9 protein-coding genes are annotated in these 21,649 nt (G+C 61.5%); 5 read left to right on the top strand and 4 right to left on the bottom strand.

The features are described from left to right. Window positions 1–24 precede the first annotated feature (24 nt). The gene (locus GKIL_RS17840) at window positions 25–4,848 is read right to left on the bottom strand and encodes a type I polyketide synthase (protein WP_023175209.1); all 4,824 of its coding nucleotides are present in this window, start codon (window positions 4,846–4,848) and stop codon (window positions 25–27) included. Then, window positions 4,845–13,199 (bottom strand): type I polyketide synthase, encoded by an 8,355-nt coding sequence (locus GKIL_RS17835; protein ID WP_023175208.1) that lies wholly within the window; start codon window positions 13,197–13,199, stop codon window positions 4,845–4,847. Before GKIL_RS17835 ends, GKIL_RS17840 begins: the two co-directional genes overlap by 4 nt. Window positions 13,200–13,780: 581 nt before the next feature. Here GKIL_RS17835 and GKIL_RS17830 point away from each other — a divergent pair. From GKIL_RS17830 to GKIL_RS17810, 5 genes are all read left to right on the top strand, one after another. Further along, entirely contained in the window at window positions 13,781–14,290 is a 510-nt protein-coding gene (locus tag GKIL_RS17830) for an inorganic diphosphatase (protein ID WP_041244981.1), read from the top strand. Between the two features lie 13 nt (window positions 14,291–14,303). Then, entirely contained in the window at window positions 14,304–14,684 is a 381-nt protein-coding gene (gene panD / locus GKIL_RS17825; protein ID WP_023175206.1) for an aspartate 1-decarboxylase, read from the top strand. Further along, window positions 14,629–16,197 carry a cellulose synthase family protein gene (locus tag GKIL_RS17820; RefSeq protein WP_023175205.1) on the top strand — a complete coding sequence of 523 codons (1,569 nt, stop codon included), beginning with the start codon at window positions 14,629–14,631 and terminating at the stop codon, window positions 16,195–16,197. The genes panD and GKIL_RS17820 overlap by 56 nt, the downstream gene beginning before the upstream one ends. Before the next feature lie 124 nt (window positions 16,198–16,321). Beyond that, window positions 16,322–16,735, top strand: a complete 414-nt coding sequence (gene mscL / locus GKIL_RS17815) for a large conductance mechanosensitive channel protein MscL (RefSeq protein ID WP_023175204.1) — start codon at window positions 16,322–16,324, stop codon at window positions 16,733–16,735. 95 nt (window positions 16,736–16,830) lie between these two features. After that, a complete protein-coding gene (locus GKIL_RS17810) occupies window positions 16,831–17,982 on the top strand; it encodes an alpha/beta hydrolase family protein (RefSeq protein WP_023175203.1) in 1,152 nt (383 codons plus the stop codon). Here GKIL_RS17810 and GKIL_RS22975 read toward each other — a convergent pair. Continuing rightward, window positions 17,979–20,510, bottom strand: coding sequence for a tetratricopeptide repeat protein (locus GKIL_RS22975; RefSeq protein WP_023175202.1), 2,532 nt, complete (start codon window positions 20,508–20,510; stop codon window positions 17,979–17,981). The two genes, GKIL_RS17810 and GKIL_RS22975, sit on opposite strands and share 4 nt — an antisense overlap. Beyond that, window positions 20,510–21,568, bottom strand: a complete 1,059-nt coding sequence (locus GKIL_RS17800; RefSeq protein WP_223173783.1) for a hypothetical protein — start codon at window positions 21,566–21,568, stop codon at window positions 20,510–20,512. The genes GKIL_RS22975 and GKIL_RS17800 overlap by 1 nt, the downstream gene beginning before the upstream one ends. Window positions 21,569–21,649 lie beyond the last annotated feature (81 nt).

Below are 21,649 nucleotides of genomic sequence, written 5' to 3'. Positions count from 1 at the left end.
ATTTCCTGATGACAGGGGACAGATTCAGGCCGTCGGCACTGCGCGGCAGACGGCAAAGACTTCTTCTGACGAAGCCCAGAGCTGCACGCCAAAGAACAGCCCTGCGTGGTGGACGGTGAGGGCAGAGCCATCCGGGCTGCGGGCGACCACCTGCCATTGGCGGGGAGCACCGGCAAGCCCCGTGCCGTGGGCCTTGGCCGCCGCCTCCTTGGCGCACCAGAGGCCCAACAGCGCCAGTTCGTCCGTCGCGTCGGGCAGCAGCGCCAGCTCCGTGGATTCAAAGGCGACATTCACCCAGTCGGCGGTACGCAAAGGCAGCCGCCGCTGCAGGTCGATGCCCAGGGTGTAGCCGTCGGCAGCCACAGCGGCGACAGCGCACCCGTCGCTGTGGGCAATCGACACCGCAGGCATCCAGCCCAGCTGGGCCAGAGCCGGGCAGTGGACTTCCGGACGGCCCAACTCGTTGCCCCAGATTTCAAAATCTGCCGGAGCGAGGGCGACGCCCAGATAGGTTCCCGCCCACTGCCGGAGGGCTTCTTTGGCGGCGAGACGGCCCAAAAGCCAGTCGCGGCGGCGGGTGCCCTGCTCGGGCAGGCCGTACCAGAAAGCCCGCTCGCCCTCGCCCAGGATCAGGTGGGCGGTGACCCGCTTCCAGATTTCCCAGCTTTCTTCGAGATAATTGCCCGGATTGGCGTAGCGGCGGCAGATGAGCCCCGTTTGCTCCTGCAGCCAGGGTTCAGAAAGATAGTTGTGCTGGGGAGCGATCCGAAAATCTTGATAGTGGGGGGGCGAGAGAAAGAAGCGGTTCAGCCAGCCGGTGAGGCGATAGACGAGCTGCCCGTCGGGAGTGAAATAATCGAGGTCCGATTCGGTGACCGACTCGCTCAGGTAGCGCGAGCGGCAGCGGCAGAGCAAGATCGTCCCGGCGGGTGCGGGCGGTCCGAACTGCTCGAAGCGGCCCACCTGGAACGGAAACATGCTGAATTCGGGACTGTCGATGTCCTGAGAGAGCCAGAAAGCCGAGAGCTGTCCGGCGGCATCGATGATGCTCTGATCGATCTGAAAGACGCCCTGGCGGCCATCGGCGAAGTAGTCGCTGTTGCCATAGACGTACAGGTCCGCCTCGATCCCTTTTTCGCCGCAGCAGCGGATGTGGCGCAGGCTCTGGAAGCGCGGCCCGTGGAACATGCCGGTGAGGTAGAGCCGGTCGTCCGCCAGCTCCTCGCTCATCTGCCAGAGGGTACCTGGATCGAGGTCGCGGGGAGCCGGAGCCGGGGCATAATTTTCGGCAATCAGCACCGTCGCTTCAAAACCGAGAATCCGCTGCTCGGGATCGTCCTCGCTGAGCTGAAAAAGCTGCGCCTGGACGCGGAGGGGTTCACCCGATCCGCCGGGCAGCAACCGGGCGACGACTTCGAGCGTCAGCGCCCCGCGATCGAGGGCGAGCCAGCGGTAGCCGCGCACGTCGCTCATACCGCTTACCACTCCGCTGCCACCCGCCAGGTAGAGAGCCGCCTGGGCGATCATCTCCATGCTGGTCGTAAAAGGCAGAATCGGCAGCGGCAAGAGTTCCGGCTGCAGGGCGGAGGGGTTGCCCCCCAGGGTGTGATCTTCGAGGAAAGTGTCTGTTTCGGGTGCGTAGCGGCGGCGGCAGTGGAGCATTCCGTCGCTGCAGGCGAGAATCTCTCCCAGGTACGGCCAGGGATCGGCCTGTACAGGCGCGTGAGTCGATCCTGCCTGGGCGGGGGCAGCGGAGACGAGGCTCGCAAAGAGCCGGTCCTGGCTGGCTAGAAATTCTTGCATCAGGGTGAAGTGATCGTGGACGATCGCCGCCCCGGCGTCGCCGATGACGACCGGTTGCGGATCGGGGGCGACCGGGATGGCGCTCAGCGCAGCGTGACCGTTGTTCGCTGCGGGCGGGGGCGGGGCGGGGACGGGTGGAGCAGGGGCGGGAGCAGACGGAGCAGTAACCTTGCCGTTGAGACTGGGCAGGGCAAAGTTCTCCGGCAATTCCATGTGCGGCAGGGTCAGATCGAGGATCCGGCCCCGGCGCTTTTTGGTAGGTGCCGCCTCCGGCGCTTCGGGCACGAGCCCGCGCCGCTTGAAAAACGGGTCAAAACTGACAGGCTGACCGGCGACGAACAACTGGCCAATCAAAAATTGCAACTGCTCGAGGCCGCTCTTGCGCTGGCTGTTGACCGGCACCGCCCGGTAGTCGCGGCCTTTAAGAATGTCGTCTACAAAGCCTGTCAGGTTGCCGCTCGGACCGACTTCGATAAAAAAGCGCACCCCTTCGTCGTGGAGTTGGCTGATCGTCTCGCGAAAGCGCACCCGCGAAGGCCACTGCCGCACACCCAGTTCGCGGATCGCCTCCGGCTCGTCCGGAAAGCGATCGACTGTAGCGCAACTGTAGAGCGGCGTCTGGGCCGGGCCAACGTCGAGGGCGTCGTAGAAGGCGCGCAGCACCTGGGCGGGCGCTTCAAAGAGGGGCGTGTGGTAGGCGCGGTCAAAGGGCAGGCGCTGGCAGATCGCCCCGCTCGTCTGCAGCCGATCCGCCGCCTCGGCAATCGCCCCTTCGTCGCCAAAGAGCACCACCTGATTCGGGCAGTTGTCCATCGCCAGGTGCAGCCGGTCCGGAAATTCGTCTAACAGCTTGGCGAGCACCTCGCTGCGCAGTGCGCCGACGGTGAGCAGTACGCCACGCGGGATGAGGTTGGTCTCTTCGAGCTGCTGGTAGAGCGTATTCATGAGGAGCAGCTTGCTCATCATCTCGGAGCGATCGGCGAGGCGGACCACACCCGAGGCGACCAGACTGGTAAGTTCGCCGGTGCTGTGGCCCACCATCACATCGGGCCTGACCTCGAACTCGCGCAACAGCTCGTAGAGGGCCATGCTGGCGGTGGCGACCGAGGCGACGGCCAGTTCCATCTGGTAGAGCGTCCGGTGCGTGCGCTCGATCACCGCGTCATCGATGGCTGTGGGCGGCGGGAAGATATAGCGGCTGGGCGGGTGGGGCCGTCCTTCGCCCAGGGCCGAGTCAAGAAAATCGAACCACTCGCGCACCACCGGAAAGTACAGGCAGAGATCCGCGAGCATATTCGGATACTGGCAGCCCTCGCCCGGAAAGATCATCGCCGTCTTTGCACCGGCAGCGTCTGGAGCGACTTCGTTGTAAAAAAGCCCGCCCCGAAAGCGAACGCGGCCAGAATCTTTGAGCTTTTCGATGGCTTGATTGAGCTTGTTTGTGAGTTCTTCGCCGTTGCGGGCAATCAGGGCCAGACGACAGCGCCCCTCACCGGCTGCAGCAGCGAGGTTGCAGGCGAGCTGAGCGAGGGAGGTCCGATCGGCCAGCGCCAGGGCCGCCTCGATCTGGCTTATCAGGCCCGCCCGGTCGGCGGCAGCAAAGACGAACAACTCCGAGGGCCAGTGCCGGTGCAGGATCTGCTCAGGACCGCTTGGGCGGTACTCTTCTAAGAGGGCGTGGGCGTTGATTCCACCGAAGCCGAAGGCATTGATCCCGGCTCGACGGGGCCGCTGATTGGCGCTCACCCAGGGGCGGGTCTGGTTGTTGAGATAAAAGGGCGTCCGCTCGACCCCCAGATCCGGGTTGACCGCATCGAGCAGGGTGGGCGGCAGGACTTTGTGATAGAGGGCCAGGGCAATCTTGATAAAGCTCGCCGCCCCCGAAGCGGGGATGCAGTGGCCAATCATCGACTTGACCGAACCCATGCCGACCCGAGGCAACTCGCCTGAGCGCGCGCCGTAGACCTGGGCGAGGGCTTCCATCTCGGTGCGGTCGCCCACCGGAATGCCGGTGCCGTGGGCTTCGACCAGATCGACGCTCGCCGGATCGATGCCTGTCTGGGCGTAGGCTTCTTCGAGGGCGAGCACCTCCCCTTCGAGGCGGGGAGCGAGCATCCCGAGCGCCTTGCCGTTGCTGGAACTGCCGACGCCTTTGACGACGGCGTAGATCCGATCGCCGTCGCGCTCGGCGTCTTTGAGGCGCTTGAGCACCAATATGCCGCAGCCTTCGCCCATGACGTTGCCGTCGGCGGCTTTGTCGAAGGGCCGGATACTGGTGTGGGAGAGGGCACCGAGCTGGCAGAAGGCCATGTTGTACTGCGGCGGCAGCGACGCCTGGACGCCGCCTGCGAGCATCAGGTCGCATCTGCCGCTCGCCAGTTCCTTCATCGCCAGCTCGACCGCCACCAGCCCCGAGGCGCAGGCGGCGTCGATGAGATAGTTGGTGCCCATCAGGTCGAGGCGGTTGGCGATCCGGCCTGTGATCACGTTTGGCACCATCCCCGGCACCACCTCGGCGTTGAATGCCGGAGTGTTGGCCCGCAGCGCCCGGCGCACCGCCTCGATCGAGGCATCGTCCATATCTGGGCAGACCCGCCGGAGGGTGTCGATCGTCTGATCGAGCACCAGCGTCTGCTGGAGCATCGCCATGTGGCCACGGTTGACGTAGACGCCGTGGCCCAAGATGATCCCCGCTTTTTTGCGGTTGAAGGGCCGATCGAGGTAGCCGGCGTCAGCCAGCGCGTCGCGGGCCAGCTTGAGGGCAATAAAGTGATCCGGCTCGGCAGCGTCGATCGTATTGGGCATGATCCCAAATTCGGTCGGATCGAACTCGGCCAGCTCGCCCAAGAAACCGCCCTTGGTCGTGTAGATCCGGTCCTGTTCTTTGGAGTCGGGATCGAAGTAGTGCCGCGCCCAGGAGGGGGGCGCTTCGCTCACCGCATCGACTTTGTCGAGAATGTTCTGCCAGAAGGAGGCCGCATCTTTTGCCTTCGGAAACAGTGCTGCAACGCCGATGATCGCAACCGGTTCGATGGGCAGGTTCATGGCACCCTCGCCAGCCGGTTGAGCGCGCGGGAGCTGTTGCTCTCGCCGTGGATGAGCACCAGGCGCACGTGGCCGTCCCTGTCGATGATGTGGGCGTCGTAGCTCAGCTGGTGCTCGTTGGCGCTCGTCACCCGAAAAGCGATCCGCAGCGGTCCTGCGAGCGGTCCGCTGCCGTAGCGGATCACCCGGCCCAACCGGCTCGGCAGGGCAAAGGAACCCTGGTTGATGCGCGCCCAAAAAAGCGCCAGCTGCGGCAGTGTATCGAGCAGGCCCGGATCGAACAGCCAGTCCGGCAGCGACTCGCCGGTGGCCAGAAACTGTGCCGGTCGGCTGGGCTGGACAACTGCATCGATGCCGTGCTCGTCGAGGCGCTCGATGGCGCTCAAAAGCTGGAACTGCGGTCCGTGGAAAGTGTGGTCGCGGTAGGCGGTGGCCGCATCGAGGACGCTACCGGTTGTGCGCAGGGGTTCCGGGAGGTCGGTGGGTTCCTCCTCAAGGCGGGGCCGCATCACCACCAGCGCCCGGTAGAAGGGCGCTTTTTTGTCGGGATCGAAGACCTCGGCGCTCACCTCGAGGGCGTCGGCGTCGGCGTGGACCGAGGCGCGGGCGCTCAGGGTGACCCGCCGGCCCTGGGGAGCGTTCAAGACCACGCCGCGCAGCACGCGCAGGTCGCGCACTTCGGTAACTACAAGATCGGGCCAGGCGTCCTGGACGAACTCCGCCAGCCATTCGAGGGCGACGGTAGCAGGGAGCACCGGGTTGCCGTCCATGCTGTGGTCGATCAAGTACGGGTCACTCGCCGTCGTGAAGGTGTGATCGAGGGTGACGGTCGAATTGGGCTGCAGCACAAAGGGAGAACGAATCAGGGCAAAGGGGCGCACCGGCGGTCCAGAACTGACCTGAACGGCTGCCTCGGGCTTGAAGTTGCCCCGCGTCAGCTCTGCGGTCTCCCACGGCCCCTCGCCGTGGACGATCTCGACCGCCCCTTTGGGACCAAAGAACAACTCTTCGATAAAAGCCTTGCGGCCCGATTCAAGCGGGATCGGGATCACGTTGCGCTTGCGGAACTGTTCTTTGACGGCCTCGGAGGCCATGCCCGATTCCCAGGGACCCCAGTTGAGCGAGATCACCCGCGTCTGGGGCCACTGGTGGTCCATCTGCCAGGCAAGGCGATTCATGGTCTCGTTGGCGGCGGCGTAATCGACCTGGCCCCGGTTGCCAAAGCGGCCCGCCACTGAACTGAAGAACACCAGCAACTTGAGCGTCTCGGGCCTGAGGGTGCGCGCCAGGGTAAAGGCGATATCGACTTTTGTATCGAAGACCCGGCTGAACGACTCAAAGCTCTTGTCGGCGATAAGCTTGTCCTCGATAATCCCGGCACCGTTGACCACCGCATCCAGCCGCCCGTAGCGCCCATAAATTTCTTCGATCAAGCTCGCGAGTTGCTGCTCGTCGCGCACACTGTAGTAGCCGACGCGGGCACCGAGCTTTTCAAAGCGGGCCAGGTTGCGGGCGATCGCCCGTTCTTTTAACAGGTTCTGAACCTGCTGCTCAATGAGCGCGGGCGTTGGCTTTTTGCCCGCTGCCTGCAGGCGAGCGAGAAAGAGCTTGCGCAGGGTGCCAAGGTTCTCGATGCCCTCGGTCTCCGCCGATTCGGGGGTGGGCACCGGCGAGCGGGCGGCGACGATGAGCGTCATGCCCGTCTCGGCCAGATCGGCGGCGATCTCTGCGGTGATGCCTCGCGCTCCGCCGATGACGAGCGTTACCCAGTCGCTGTCGGGGCGCAGGCGGGGCGTGCCTCCGGCAGCAAGCGGGGCCGGGACCGCCTGAAAGACGGTGCGCTGACCCGCCGGGTAGCCCACCTCCTGGCGGCTGTCGGCGGCAAAAATTTCGGCAAGCAGGCATTCGCTCATCTGCCGGGCGTCGAGACTCCCGTCGAAGTCGAGAGCTTTGGCGTGGGCGTCGGACCACTCCTGGGCGACCGTCTTGACGATGCCAAAGACGCCGCCCCCCGCCGCCAATCCTGGTCCAACGGTGTCCTTGCGGCCCAGGTAACCGCCCAGAGCGGAGGCAGCGAGCACGTGGGCCTTTGCCCCGGCGGCTGTGAGATCGGCGCTGCAGGCTTTAAGAATCTGGAAGAAGCTCTTGGCCTGGATCTGGGTGCAGTTGCGCCAGCCTGAGAGATCCCCAGGCAGCGCCAACCTGTCGAGGGGGGCGAGGTGGACGATGCCCGTCACCGGCCCGTGGCTTGTACGCAACTGCTCCAGGTGAGCGTTCAATGGTTCGGGCGAGGCCAGAAGCGCCGCTGGAACCGTGACCGTGCGCGCACCGGCAGCCTGGAGCGCACTGGCCAGATGGCTCGCGACTCCCAGGCTGTCTTCGGTGAGCAAAAACAATCCTTCGAGCGCTGTCCGCTCGCTCCGCAGCAGAGGCTGCACCTGCGCTTCCATCACGAAGCGCGGTGCGGCCTCAACTGCGGACCAGGATTTTTTTGGGCCCTGGCCCTCCTCGGTGGCCGTGGAGGAAGCGAGGGTCAGTACCTGGTCGATGAGGTGGTTGAGGGTCTTGGCGCGGGTGAGCGTTTCCATCTTGCTCTGCACCTGGGCTGTCCACTCGGCGGGCAGCGCCTTTTGCAGGGCACCCATAATCTCGACGCGCTTGATCGAGTCGATGCCCAACTCGGCTTCGACATCTTGATCGAGTCCGAGCACCTCGACCGGATAACCGGTCCGCTCGCTCACCAGTTCCAGAATCGTCCGCGTCACCTGCTCGCGGCCCATCGCTGTCGCAGGGGCAGGGACAGGAGCCGCTTTGATGGCAGGGGGCGGCGGTGGGGGCGGGGGCGGCGCAGCAGCCACAGGGAGGACTGGAGGTGCAATCGTCACCGGGGCGGGTTGGACGACCGGAGCCGGTAGGGGCTGCATGGCCGGAGCCGGGGCTGCTGGTGCGGGCAGGGCAGCGGCGGGGACCGCTACCGGCGGGGCGATGAGCGGCGGGGCCGCTGATTGGGGAAGCGGGGCGCTGAGCGGCCTTCCTGCGGCAAATTGCAGGAAGTGGCGCATCACCTGCTCCTCAGTCGCCAGGAACTGGCGCATCGTCTGTTGGTGAGCCACGTAGGCTTGCAAGGCGAGATCATTCGACATGGGGCTGGCTGGCTGCTGGATGGTGTGGGACTGGACCGGCATCACCTGCGGTTGGACCGGCGGGCGGCTGGATGGGACGGGACTGACAGTGGGTGGATGCAGGGTCGGTTTGTGGCCGTTGCTTGCAGGAGCGGTAGGGTGCTTGCCATTACCGTTGCCGTTGCCGTTGCCGGCTACGGCAGGTTTGGGCACAGCGATGGGGGTAGGGACCGGTGGACTGGCTGCTACCGGGGCCGGTAGAGCCGGACGAGTCTGGTTGAAGGTTTCGAGGGTCAGAGGCGGCTTGTTGCCCGTGTAGGCGACAGGTTCGCGCGCAGGCCGGGCAACGCCACCGTTGACAAGCCAGGCGGTAGCACTCAGAGCCGGAGCCGGAGCCGTGAGCTGGCCCGTGCTCAGGGCGACCGCCTCGCGGCCATCAAAAAGGGCTGTCCAGCGCAGAGGAACGCCGCAGGCCGCCAGACCGGCAAAGGCTGTCAAAAGACCGCGCAGGCCACCGCCCTGGCCATCGAGCGCAAGGGCGGTGTGGGCCTGCCCTTCGAGGATCTGGCCAATCAGGCGGGTGAGCACCATCTTGGGCCCGAGTTCGACAAAAAGCCGCGCACCGTCGGCGTACATGGTGCGGATCTGCTCGACGAACTCGACCGAGTGCAACAGATGACCGGTGATTTGCTGGGCAATTGCCTCGGGCGCACTCGGGTAGGGCCGGGCGGTCGTGTTCGAGTAGACGGGCAGAACGGGCGGCTGGAGAGCCGCTTCTTCGATCGCGGCCCGCATCGGTGCTTCGGCGGCGGCGATGCGGGGCGAATGGAAGGCACCGGCGACATTGAGCAGGGTGGCGTCGATGCCCTGGTCATTGAATTGCTGGACGACCCGGGCCAGGGTCTCGCGGTCGCCGGAGAGCACCGACTGCAAGGGAGCGTTGTGGTTGGCGACGATCACACTGCCGGTGGGGTCGAGTTTGGCGAGCAACGCCTCCAACTGGGCGCGCTCGGCCTTGATCGCCGCCATCGCCCCGTCGCCGCCCCGGCTTGCTTCGGCCATTACCTGGCCGCGCCGCTGGGAAAGGCGCAAAAAGTCGGTGCGGCTCAGTACCCCGGCAGCGTGCAGGGCGGTGTATTCGCTGAAGCTATGGCCACAGACCATCGCCGCTTTAAGGCCCAGGCGATGAGCCAGATCGAGGTAGCCCGCCTCCAGCGCACCGAGGGCCGGTTGGGCCACCTGGGTGCGGGTCAGATCGCGGCGCTGCTGGGCTTCGTCCGCTTCGCTGTGGGCGGCGGGCGGGTAGATGTAATGGCTGAGGGGCAGGGGCAGATGCTGGGCGAGCAGCCCATCCGCCTGCTCGATGGCGCGGCGCAGCTCCTCGAAGTACAGCACCGCCTCCCGCGCCATATCCGGATACTGCGATCCCTGGCCAGGAAAGACAAAGGCAATCTCGGCGGGCTGAATGGCCGGGCCGATGCCGATGCGGATATTTTCGGGCAGAACCGGTACCTGGGGCGCTTCGAGGGCAGCGATCGCCTGATCGAGGGCGTCGGCCAGTTCGCTATGACTGGCGGCGACGATGCCCAGGCGCACCGCCTGGCCCTGGCGGTTCATCGCCTGACGGGCACAGGTATAGGCCAGATCCCGAAGCGAATGTCTGGTGCCGGCGACAGCCGCCTTGCGCAGGGTGCGCAGGTCTTTTATCAGCGCATCTTTGCTCGCCGCCTGCCAGACAAACAGCTCCTGCGGCCAGCGCGCCGCACCGGGAGCTGTCTCGCGCACACTGCCGCGATATTCTTCGAGGATGGCGTGGAAGTTGGTGCCGCCAAAGCCGAAGGCACTCACCCCGGCGCGGCGGGGATGGGCCGCACCGGCAAACCAGGGCCGGGGCTGGGAGAGCAGGTAGACCGGACTATCCGGATCGACGATCGGATCGAGCGGATCGGGGATGGGGTGGCCGGGCAGCACCCGCCAGTGCAGGGCGAGCGACGCCTTGATCAAAGCGGCGACGCCGGCGGTGCTCTTGGTGTGGCCGATGAGCAACTTGACGGAGCCGATGGCGCAGGATTTGGGGGCAGCCTTTTCGGCGGCAAGCGTCTCGGTGAGCGTCGTCAGCTCCGAACTGTCGCCCAGGGCAGTGCCGGTGCCGTGGGCCTCGTAGAGACTGAGCGTCCTGGGGGAGAAACCGGCTTTTTGATAGGCGCGGCGCACCGCCCGCTTCTGACCGGCGGGCAGGGGGGCGGTCATTCCGAGGGCTTTGCCGTCGCTGGAACCGGCGGTCGCCTTAATCACCGCGTAGATCCGATCGCCGTCGCGCTCGGCGTCGGCGAGGCGCTTGAGGACGACCATCGCCAGACCTTCGCCGATCACGATGCCGTCGGCGGACTTGTCGAAGGGCCGGGGTGTGCCCCTTGGCGTGAGCGCCTGGGTCTTGCTGAAACAAAAATACGGAAACGGACCCTGGCTCGTATCGACGCCGCCCGCGATTGCAAGCGAGCTGTTGCCGCTTTCTAGTTCGCGCACCGCCAGGTGAATCGCCGCGAGCGAGGAGGCGCAGGCCGCATCGACCGTAAAGTTGGAGCCGCCCAGGTTGAAGCGGTTGGCCACCCGTCCGGCGACGACATTGGCAAGCAGGCCCGGAAACGATTCTTCTGTCCACTCCGGCAGGCGATCGAAGACCTCCGGGTCGGTCTGGCCGACGATGCGGGGAATTTCGGAGCGGGCAGCGTACTGCTGACCCAGATCGCCGACGCTGCCCCCGATACCGAAGATCACGGAGGTGTGCTCGCGATCGAAGTCGCTCCCCTCGTAACCGGCGTCGGCGATCGCCTGGCGCACCGCTTCGAGGGCGAGAAGCTGCATCGGCTCGATCGAGCGCAGCGACCTGGGCGGGATGCCAAAGCGCACCGGGTCGAAGGGCACATCCTCCAGGAAGCTGCCCCACCGGGAGTAGATCTTGTCGCGCTTGTTGCGGTCGCTGTCGAAGTACAGCCGCCAGTCCCAGCGCTCGGCAGGGATTTCGGCGATCGTGCTTACCTGCTTGATAATCGTCTCCCAGTACGACTCGGCGTCGAGGGCACTGGGCAGCAGCGTGCCGATGCCGATCACGGCGATATCCGAAGGCGTGGGAGCTGCCTCTTGATCTTCGATGGCTGCACTCTGTTCGACCAGCCGCGCCGCGCTGCCTTCTGAGACACCGGCGTGCAACTCGCGCACGGAACAGACCCGGTCGCGCATCGTCGCCACCTGGCCAATCATGTACATGCCGTCCTTGATCTGGGTCGGCTCATCGACGGCCTTGATGCCCTCGGGCCCACGCACCATGCCCTTGGAGGCGGTGCGCAGCCGTCCGAGGGTGAGATCTTCGAGGGTGTTTTTGACTTCTTCGGGCGAGTGACCGGCGGCGACCATCCGGCGGCGAGTCTGGTAGAACTCGTAGGCAAAGGGGGTGACCGCACAGCGGCTGGCATGGCCGGGGCCAGTCTCGAGGTTGATCGTGCGCCGACAGGCGATCGCCTGCTCCTGAAACTGCCTGACGATCGCTCCGCAACTTACGGCTTCTTCGGTAAAAAGATAGGCGCTGCCCATGAGCACGCCTACCTTCATCCCCCGTTCAGTCAGGGGAGCGGCGAGGGTGGCGACCATCGCCGCCGAGGTCGCATCGTGAATGCCACCGGCAAAGAGAATGTGCATCGAGGCCGCCCTTTGAGCGGGTACCTCGGCAAGCAGCGTGTCCACCATGCTCTCCCAGAGCAGGAAGCTGCTTAGCGGACCGACGTGGCCGCCGCACTCGCGCCCCTCAAAGACAAAGCGATGGGCACCCTGTTCGAGGAACATCTTGAGCAGGCGGGGCACCGGCACATGGATGTAGGTGGCGATGCCGATTTCTTCGAGCTGTGCCGCCTGGTCGGGGCGGCCACCGGCGATCAGGGCAAAGGGCGGCTTCACCTCGCGCACGGCCTTCATCTGCTCTTCGCGCAGGGCGTGGGAGGCAAAACCGAGAATGCCCACCCCCCAGCTGCGGCCCTGCATCAGTGCCTGGGTCTTGACTAAAAGTGAGCGCACCTGCTCGCCGCGCATCAGCGCCAAGGCCAGTAGCGGTAGACCACCCCCCCCGGCGACGGCGTCGGCAAATTCGCTCGTGTCGCTCACCCGCGTCATCGGTCCCTGGACGATCGGGTACTCGGTGCGGTGGGAAGCTGCCAGAGCTGAGCCCGGCTTGAGGGGCTGACATTGCTGGGCCAGCTCGATGTGGCGAGCACTTTCTTTGAGGATGGCCTGCACCAGACGGCCAGTGGTGCGGTAGCGCTCGCGGAAGACTGCCGCCAGGCCCATCGCCTGGCCGATCGGCCAGGCCGTTACCCCCGCTTCTCCCCAGCCGATGAGGGCGTCCGCCTGCTGCTGCCACTGCCGAAGCGCTTCGGTGCGGTCCTCGATGAGGTCGATCTGCTCGGCGAGTGCCTGCAACCGGGCAATCACAGCGAAACCAGGCCGGGCAAGCACCCGCAGGGGGGCGTCGAGCCGTTCACCGATGGGGATTGCTTCCTGCCCGTTCAATTCGTTGAGGTAGCTCTGCTGCTCGGCACTCAGGGGCGATTCGGGCATCAACCATAGCTGGTCGTCGAGGATCACCCCAGCCACCCCCGCTACCCGGCAGGCTCCGGCGGTATGGATGCCAATACCGCCTTGAACGTAAATGGAAGTCGTTCCCTCCAGGCGCAAGAGCTTCTGGGCAAGCACAAAGGCCGAATCTTCGCCGACCCAACCGCCGCACTCGTGGCCGCGCACCACCAGGCCGTCTACCGGTAACTGCGCCTGGACAATGAGTTCTGCCTGGTCGAGGTCGGTGACCTCGACGAGAACCCGCCGCTCTGCCCCCTCCGGCAGGCTGGCGAGAGCCTGGGCGAGGGTCTGGGTATCCCAGCCGCAGAGGATGAGCCAGTGCGGCTGCCCCGCCAGCGGTTCGAGCAATGGATAACTGGTCGCCACCTGAGAAGCCCGCAGGCGCAGACCGCAGCTGCCCGCTACGGCGCGGGCGGCCTGGCACAACTGTTCGAGCGCCGTCCGGGCTACCGGTAGCTCGTCTACCGGGCAAAATTCTCTATCGAGGATGCCGATGCCGCCACCGCGCACAGTGGCAATTGCGATACCTGGATAGAGATTTTGAATAGGACTAATCGATAAGCAGGTAAAGTTCATTGGTGTGGCAGAGTTCTTGGTAGGCATCGAGGGCAGCACGGAGTAATGGGGGAAGCGCAGACCATTAACGAGCTAGACTTACACACATATAGCGACCGAAATCTGACAGAAGGTCAACAAGCCAGACTCGTCAGCAGCAGGCGGCGAGAAATCCTTCCAGGTGTGGTAAGGTATTCGCCGACACAATCGAATCATCCCCATCGTCAGCTAGCTGTAGCCTTCTACACATCGACAACAATCCAACAACTGGCATTTCGCACGAAGGTTTTAAATTGAGACGAAGGAAGGAATGTGCGACCACGAGCAAGCTTGCGATTCTCAAGAGCATAGCTACCACATTTTGACAGGAGCATGCAAGTCTGCCACTCTTAAGCACTAATCTAAAAGCCTGCTATATCAGCAATTGATGACCGAGCGTATTTTTGGCCACGGAGCAAATATCCCGCCATTTCAAGTAGAAATAGCAGTAAATCCTAGTATTTATGAGCCTTTTTTATAAATAAGAAAACCCGAATAATTATCGCTATTTTTCTTTCATTGAATTCGATTGATGAGTTGCGCTACCGTAAAATAGCCATCGAAGACCGGTAGTAGACGAGGACACTGTGATCGACCTGAGCAAGATTCCGGCGCGGCCAAAAGAGGGGCTGCTCAACGTGCTGGTAGAGATTCCCAGCCGTTCGCACAACAAGTTCGAGTTCGACAAGGAACTGGGGGTCTTTGCCCTCGATCGCGTACTCTACTCAGCGACGTACTATCCGGGCGATTACGGCTTTGTCCCCAATACGCTGGCAGACGACGGCGATCCGCTCGACGGGCTGGTGCTGATGGACGAGCCGACCTTCCCCGGTTGTCTTATTGCGGCCCGGCCCATCGGGGTGCTGGGGATGATCGACGGCGGCGACGGCGATGAGAAGATTCTCTGTGTGCCGGCCAAAGATCCGCGCTACGCCGGGATCAAAGACATTGGCGACCTCGAGCAGCACCGGCTCGACGAGATCGCCGAATTTTTTGCCACCTACAAGCGGCTAGAAAAAAAAGTGACCGAGATCACCGGCTGGCAGGGTGTGGCCGTCGCCCAGGCGTTAATTGACAAGTCTATCGCGGCCTACCGCTAGAGAGAAAAAGGCGATGCTGCGCACCGTTTTGCTGGGTAAGATTCACCGCGCCACCGTCACCGGTGCCTGCCTGGAGTACGTCGGTTCAGTGAGCGTCGATGCTGACCTGCTCGATGCTGCCGGTATTTTGCCCTACGAGCAGGTCCACGTCGTCAACCTCAACAACGGAGCGCGACTGGTCACCTACGCGATCGAGGCGACGGCGGGTTCTGGAGCCGTCGTCCTCAACGGAGCCGCCGCTCGGCTCGCGGTCGCGGGCGATCAGGTGATCATTCTTGCCTACGGCCAGGCGAGCAGCGACGAGTTGCGTCACCACCAGCCGCTGGTGGTCCACGTCGATGCCAACAACCGGATCGTTGCGCCCCAGAGGACTTCTGAACAGCACGCTGGTTGAATTCCAGAACGGTTGTGCTTTTGGGTTGCTGGCTCTCAACAGCCTGGCGGCCCTGTGGCTTTTTTGCTATGGCATCAACGCCTACTGGCTCACCTTCAGGCGGCATCGCGGCGGCAACACTGCCGGTTCGTTTGCGCCTCCGGTGGACTGGCCGGTGGTCACGGTGCAGTTGCCGATTTATAACGAACTGTACGTCTGCCGCCGGTTGCTCGCCGCCGTCTGTGCCCTCGATTATCCTGCCGGAGCGCTGCAGATCCAGGTGCTCGACGATTCGACCGACGAGACAGGATCCATCCTTGCGGCTGCCGTCGCCGAGTACCGCGAGCGCGGCTATCGGATCGACTATCTTGCGCGCCGCGACCGGCGGGGTTTTAAGGCCGGTGCCCTCGCCGCCGCCCTGCCGGAGGCGCAGGGCGAATTTATCGCCATCTTTGACGCCGATTTTTTGCCGCCCGCCGACTGGCTCAAGCGCACCCTCGTCCACTTTGGCGATCCAGAGGTCGGGCTGGTGCAGACCCGCTGGGCTCACACCAACGCCGACTATTCGCTCCTCACCCGCCTGCAGGCGCTGGGTATCGATGGCCACTTCGCCATCGAGCAGCAGGCGCGCTACGGCAATCACTACCTGCTCAACTTCAACGGCACCGCCGGGATCTGGCGCAAGGCGGCGATCACGGGCGGCGGCGGCTGGCAGGCTGACACTCTGGCTGAAGATCTCGACCTCAGCTATCGCAGCCAGCTTGCCGGTTGGCGGGCGCTCTACGACAACCGGATCGTCGCCCCAGCCGAGCTGCCGGTGACGATGGTCGCCTACAAACTGCAGCAGGCGCGCTGGGCCAAAGGCAGCATCCAGTGCGCCCGTAAATTGCTGGGGCCGGTCTGGGCCGCTCCCCTCGGCGCTGCGCAGAAGCTGCAGGCGACGCTCCATCTGACGGGCTACGCCGTCCATCCCTTGATGCTCTTCATCGTGCTGGCTTCTGTGCCGCTGCTACTTACCCCCTGGGTGGGCGATCACCCCCTCAGCCGCCTCTGGGGAGTGCTGATGGTCCCGGCGACCTTCGGTCCACCGGTTCTTTATCTGGCCGCCCAGCGCGAACTGCATCCTAGCCACTGGTGGCGCGCCCTGCCCCGCATTGTGCTTCTCGCTGTCCTCGGCACGGGCCTGTCCCTCGCCAACAGCCGGGCGGTGCTGGCGGGTCTGGTCGATCGCGGCGGTTCCTTTCGCCGTACCCCCAAATTTGCCGTCGTCGCCCCCGGCGACCGCTGGCAGTCCAAGCGCTACCAGTTGCCCCTCGATCCGCTGAGCTTTGCGGAACTGGGCCTGGGGGCTTACGCGCTCTGGGCGCTGGTTCTCGCTATCGCCGCTCACGCCTGGGGGGTGCTGCCTTTTTTGCTCCTGTACGTCTCAGGTTACGGCTACGTAGGCGGGCTGGGAATCAGCCAGCACCTGCAGAGCAGCCGCAGACAGGAGCACTATCCTTCGGGCGGGCTGCCGTCGCAACTGGGAAACTGACGCTTTGCCCCTGCTTCGTCTGGAAATCTTTGTTTTCAAGTTGCCAATCGCTACTGAAATCCCCTGATTCAAGATGAGATAATCTTGCGGTGTTCAATCCCTTTTTGTCGCAGGAGTGTTCAATATGCTTTCAGGTTTCCAGCAATTTTTGTTGAGGGGCAACGTCGTCGATCTGGCTGTCGGCGTCGTCATCGGTGCGGCATTTGGCAAAATAGTAGACACATTCGTAAAAGGATTGGTGACGCCTCTGATCGCTGCGATCGGCGGCCAGCCGGATTTCTCGAATCTCTATTTCACGATCAACAACAGCAAATTTCTCTACGGTGAATTGATCAACGCGATCATTTCGTTTTTGATCATCGCAGCGGTTATCTATTTTCTGGTGGTTCTGCCCGTCAACGCCTTGATCGCCCGCACCCGCAACTCGCCCGCTCCAGCTGATCCGACGACGCGCAAGTGCCCCGAGTGCCTGAGTGAGATTCCAATCGAAGCGAAGCGCTGCGCCTTCTGCACCTCGGATGTCGCGCCGGTGAAGTAAAGCCACTACCGGCTGGTCGTCTGTTACATTGGCGGGGGGTCCGGCGCACCCGGACTTTTGCCTTACAAGTCGATGTATTTTCGCGGGAGGACAGGATGTTCCCTCGAAACCGGCGCAGTCCGCTCCTGATCGTCGGTGCGGCGCTGGCGTTTATTCTGGGCGCTGTCTTCGCCTTCTGGCCCGCCGATGCCCAGCGGCCCCCGCAGATCGATGCCAGAGCCGACGCCACCAGCAATGCCTACGCTACAGACGGCACCTACCGCGTTCAAGAAGCTTCTCAAATTGGCCTCACAGACCAGCGGCGCGGCAAGCAGTTGCCGCTCTACATCGCCTACCCAGACGCAAAAGGACCATTTCCAGTCATCATCTTCTCCCACGGCACCGGTGGCTCAGGCGAGCGCAAAGCCCCCTTTGCCCAGTTCTGGGCTTCCCACGGCTACGTCGTGATCAACCCGACCCACGCCGATTCTTTTGGTGGGCAGGGCGAGAACCCCCAGCAAAACCGGCGCGGTGGTTTTGGTGGCGGTGGCGGTTTTGGTCGTGGCGGTTTCGGCGGCGGGGGCGGCATGGGTATGCTGGGCAGAATCCGCCGGATCAACGACGATCCCAATACCTGGATCAACCGCGCCCAGGACATCTCCCTTGTCATCGATTCGCTGGGCAGCCTCGAAAACCAGATTCCCGAACTCAGGGGCAAGATCGACCCTGCTCGCATCGGCGTCGGCGGCCATTCCCTGGGAGCCTACACTGCCCAACTGATCGCCGGAGCGCGGGTGAACATTCCGGGCCGGGGCAGCACCAGCTTTGCTGACAACCGCGTGCAGGCGGTACTGATGCTCTCCGGCCAGGGCAGCGGCCAGCAGGGCCTTACTGACAATTCCTGGAGTGGCATCAGACTGCCCCTCATGGTGATTACTGGCTCCCTCGACCGGGGGATCACCGGCCAGGATGCCCAGCAAAAATTAGATGCCTTCAAACTTTCCGCCCCCGGCAACAAGTACGGCCTCATCATCGAAGGGGCGAACCACGCTGCTCTGGGCGGCCCCGGCGAAGGGGGCGGGGGAAAACTGTTCAACCAGCTTCGAGACGAAGTAGGGACCCAATCGGCCATCTGGGACGACATCAAGATTGCTACGGTCGCTTTCTGGGACGCTTATCTCAAAGGCGACAGCCGGGCAAGAGCTTACCTGCAGTCCAACGCCCTCACCGCCTACAGCAATGGCACAGTCGAGATCCAGCGTCGCTAATGTACTGTTTCAGAACCTGCAGTTGATGGACGGGGATTGATCAATTCTTCCAGAATGCGCCGCTGTTCAATTGGGAGGGCCAGCAATACGCGCGGATCGCCCTGCTTCTCCTGGTATTGCACCCAGCTTGCGAGCAGGCGACCTGGCACTTGAAGCTCCGAATAACGCTCAATCAATGGCTTCCACAATTCAAACCACTCTTTTAGCTCTCTGAACTCCGCTTTTACAGCCGAAAGGGCGCGTAGGCTAGTGGTCATCCTGCCTGCTAGTGAGTATGACCAGTAATCATCGGGTAGCTCGTAATTATGAACGGCGTGTTCATGAAGGAGAAGCTGAATATATTTCAGAGTCTCTTTCCATTTTTCAGCACCGATGCAAGCATCGATCAGATGAGAAAGAACTCCTATCTCTCTAAACTTGTTACCAGTTTTTTCAAGAATATGAAAGCTCTTCCGATAACTCTCAAAAGCTTCTAACCACCGAGACTGCATCGTATATAGGATAGCCAGGTTATTGAGACTCCTAGCTATATCTAAATGCTCCTGATCCAAAAGCTTCTGTCGCAGCTCGAGAGCTTGAGTATACAGTAACTCAGCCTTCTCATACCGGCCCTGAGAACGGTAGAGTCCAGCTAGGTTGTCGAGAACGAGAGCTATGTAAGGATACTCCTGATCCAAAAGCTTCTGTCGCAGCTCGAGAGCCCGAACATACATCAATTCAGCTTCTTCATACTGGCCTTGAAGATTATAAAGCAAGCCCAAGTTATTGAAACTTCTGGCTACGGAAGGATGCTGCTGGCCTAACAACTTTTTATTCATCTCGAGAGCTTGAATAAACAGCGGCTCGGCCTCCTTATACGAACTTTGGTATAAGTAGAGTAAGGCTAGGTTATTAAGACTTGTAGCTACGGAAGGATGCTCTTGACCCCATCGCTCCTGGCACACCTGCAAGCAGCGTCGGTACCAAGACTCTGCCATATGGTATGCCTCCTGCCTCTCGTAATATCTGGCAACACTTGAGAAAACCCAGATCAATCCATCATCTTCGATCCAGCGCACCAATTCAGTCGCCGTCTCCTCCAAGTATGGCAAAAGGGGAGCAAACTTTTCAAGGTCTTCGCTCGTGGGTGTTTGAGGCATTAGCTTGGCCAACTGGACGATGACGTGGCAATACGCTCGCTTCGACTCGTCCAACTGCTCAAAACTTTCCCATTGCTCTCGGAAATGGTGTATCTGCTTGGAAAGAGTTCCTAAGAGATCGAGTGTATTCCTTGAAGAATCGTGCTCTTCTATTGCCATTTGCAAGTGCGTTATCTCTATCGAGCCAGAGTTTAGGAATTTTGAGTGAAGTTCCTCTAATTCCCTTCGAGAATACCAGTTCTTCAGAAACTCAACGAATAGACGAATTGGCCTTCCACGACTCTGCTTAATTTCGACACATAAGCGCATCAAGGGTTCTCGAATTTCATAGAAAGATTCTCGACCCTCAAACATCGACTGGACATATCCTTTCTCTGAGAGGTCTTTTAGTTGGCTTGAAGCTGTTTGATGGGTAATAAAGCACTTCCTGGCAATTTCTTTGACCGTTACTCCTCCACCTTGAGTACAGAGAAATTCAACTATTTTTCTTTGTTGCATTGAAAGTGAAGCCATTCTCGATTGATAGTAAGGTGTCAGCTCATCAAGAGTTTCAAGGAAGGAACTAGACAACTCATCGAGGCTTTCTCTGGTTAGAAATTGATAAAAAATGATATAGATCCTATGGCATCCACCGGCCAGATGATGGATAGCTTTAATTCTGTTCAAAGCTACTTCTGTTGCCAAGAAAGTTTCTAGATCCCGGTTGCTGTCTTGTTGAGCGAGCCTGATAAGCAGTTCTCGAACTTCCTCTAGGCTCAATCCTTTCAGTGTCTGTATCCGAAAGAATCCATAAAATGGCGAAGTTTGTAGCGAAATGCCGTTGAAGAGACTTTGGGAAGTAGCCAGAATTGTGCAGAAAGGGTTCTCCTGTAGATAGGAGCGCAGTTTTTGCTGACCTTGCTCTTTCAGACCATGAAAGACATCATCCAGGTTTTCGACAATTAACAGAAGCGTGCGCTGGCCGAGCCAGTCTTTCAGTATCTTTCTCGCTCTTGATTCTGCCTCAGCCGCTGAGGACTCGTAGAGGCTTTCGATTTTTTCCTCTAGCTCCTGATCGTTGTATTCCTTCACTAGAGCCTGCAGAATACGAATCAGCAGATCGAGCAATGAAGAGACTCCCCATTCTTCCTCATGAAGCCAGGCAATGCGTAGGGCTTCTTTGAGTTCTTCTTGCTTTTTTAGTCGGTGATATACCAGTGAGACGAAGTGAGTTTTGCCAATACCACGCGGCCCGATCAGCAGTGTGTGATGCTTGGCCTGGGTTAGGGCACTGGTGCGAATCAAGTCCGTAAACCGCTCGACCAGTTTCTGGCGCTGCACGAAGATAGCTTCCAAATCTTCGGCAGCCATCAAGCTGGGAGTGAACCGTGAGAGAAATTTCCTGCGCATCACAACACTCCCCGAGCAAATCGCCAGTAGCGCTGGATGAATGAAGAGCGGAATGCATAATTACCCTGACTGTCTCTGGTAATATAGTGGTCTTTTTGCAATAAAGTTAGTATCTCGCGCACGGCTTCATCCTCTGAATCTGCAGTCTTTGGGTTTGCCTGAATGCCGCTGTGTATCTCACTAAAGCCGATGGCGGGGCTGGTAGCCGCAAGGACATCGAGTACAGCCAGGGCAAGTGGCTGCTCTGCAGAAGTGTAGTAAGTAGCAATGCGCTCCCGGTAATACCGCAGGTGGAGAACATCCTGCGGATCGCACAGAAATTGTTGCACCACCTCCTCTACCTGTCCTGCACCGATGGCGCTGCCGATGGCTGTCAGACGATCGACGACATGCTGAATGTAGAAGGGCATACCGTTGCCAGCTGTAGCAATCGCTCGGGCGAGGTGCTGCGGATCCGGGGTATTCAGTTGTTCTCCCTCAATCAGTTGCGACGCCAGTTCCTGTGCCGAGCCGGGATCTAGAGGCGGCACGTCCTCCTGCAGCATGTCGTTGGTGGGATCGTTGGCGTATCCGGCTCGCTTTAGGGACGTGAGGACGTTGTGCAGTCCAATCGAACCGGTGAAAACCATCCGCAGGTGCGAGCCGTGCATCTGCCGCAGAGCACGTAATGTGTCCAGGACTTCCATAGCTGTCTGCTCACCGCTGCTGTTGCGGATGTTGTAAATCATCAACGGCAATTCGTCCCAGAAGAAGACTACTGTTTGAGCCGGCTCTCGCATCAGATCTGTAATCAGCACCTCCAGCAATCTTTTCCAACTGGGAGCGGCAATCTCGGGAAGTTTGACTCCGGCTGCCTCACCCCCACCCAGAGTGGAAAGCAGCTTTAGAAAGCCCTGAGCCGTCCGTTGCCGTAAACTCAAGGCACTTTGAACGTCCTCACGGATGACTTCGACAAATTCGATGGGAGTGCGAACGTTCTCAAGATCTCTGTAAAAGGCCAGCACACCCTTCTGCGACACCTCAGCTTCCATCTTGCGGATGATGGTTGTCTTGCCCATGCGACGCTCAGCACTGAGAACTAGACTCTGGCGCTCCAACACGCGCCAAAGCCTCTTGATCAGTGCGTCACGACCAACGAC

This window comes from Gloeobacter kilaueensis JS1 (genome assembly GCF_000484535.1).
GTDB classification, from domain to species: Bacteria; Cyanobacteriota; Cyanobacteriia; order Gloeobacterales; family Gloeobacteraceae; genus Gloeobacter; species Gloeobacter kilaueensis.
The sequence above is the reverse complement of the archived record's forward strand: the minus strand, read 5'-3'. Positions and strand labels throughout refer to the sequence as shown.

Bases quoted from the DNA above. Each gene is read 5' to 3' on its own strand.
- mscL (WP_023175204.1), top strand. From the start codon at position 16,322: ATGCTTTCAGGTTTCCAGCAATTTTTGTTGAGGGGCAACGTCGTCGAT.
- GKIL_RS17835 (WP_023175208.1), bottom strand. From the start codon at position 13,199: ATGCCTACCAAGAACTCTGCCACACCAATGAACTTTACCTGCTTATCG.
- panD (WP_023175206.1), top strand. From the start codon at position 14,304: ATGCTGCGCACCGTTTTGCTGGGTAAGATTCACCGCGCCACCGTCACC.
- GKIL_RS22975 (WP_023175202.1), bottom strand. From the start codon at position 20,510: ATGCGCAGGAAATTTCTCTCACGGTTCACTCCCAGCTTGATGGCTGCC.
- GKIL_RS17810 (WP_023175203.1), top strand. From the start codon at position 16,831: ATGTTCCCTCGAAACCGGCGCAGTCCGCTCCTGATCGTCGGTGCGGCG.
- GKIL_RS17840 (WP_023175209.1), bottom strand. From the start codon at position 4,848: ATGAACCTGCCCATCGAACCGGTTGCGATCATCGGCGTTGCAGCACTG.
- GKIL_RS17800 (WP_223173783.1), bottom strand. From the start codon at position 21,568: ATGGGCAAGACAACCATCATCCGCAAGATGGAAGCTGAGGTGTCGCAG.
- GKIL_RS17820 (WP_023175205.1), top strand. From the start codon at position 14,629: ATGCCAACAACCGGATCGTTGCGCCCCAGAGGACTTCTGAACAGCACG.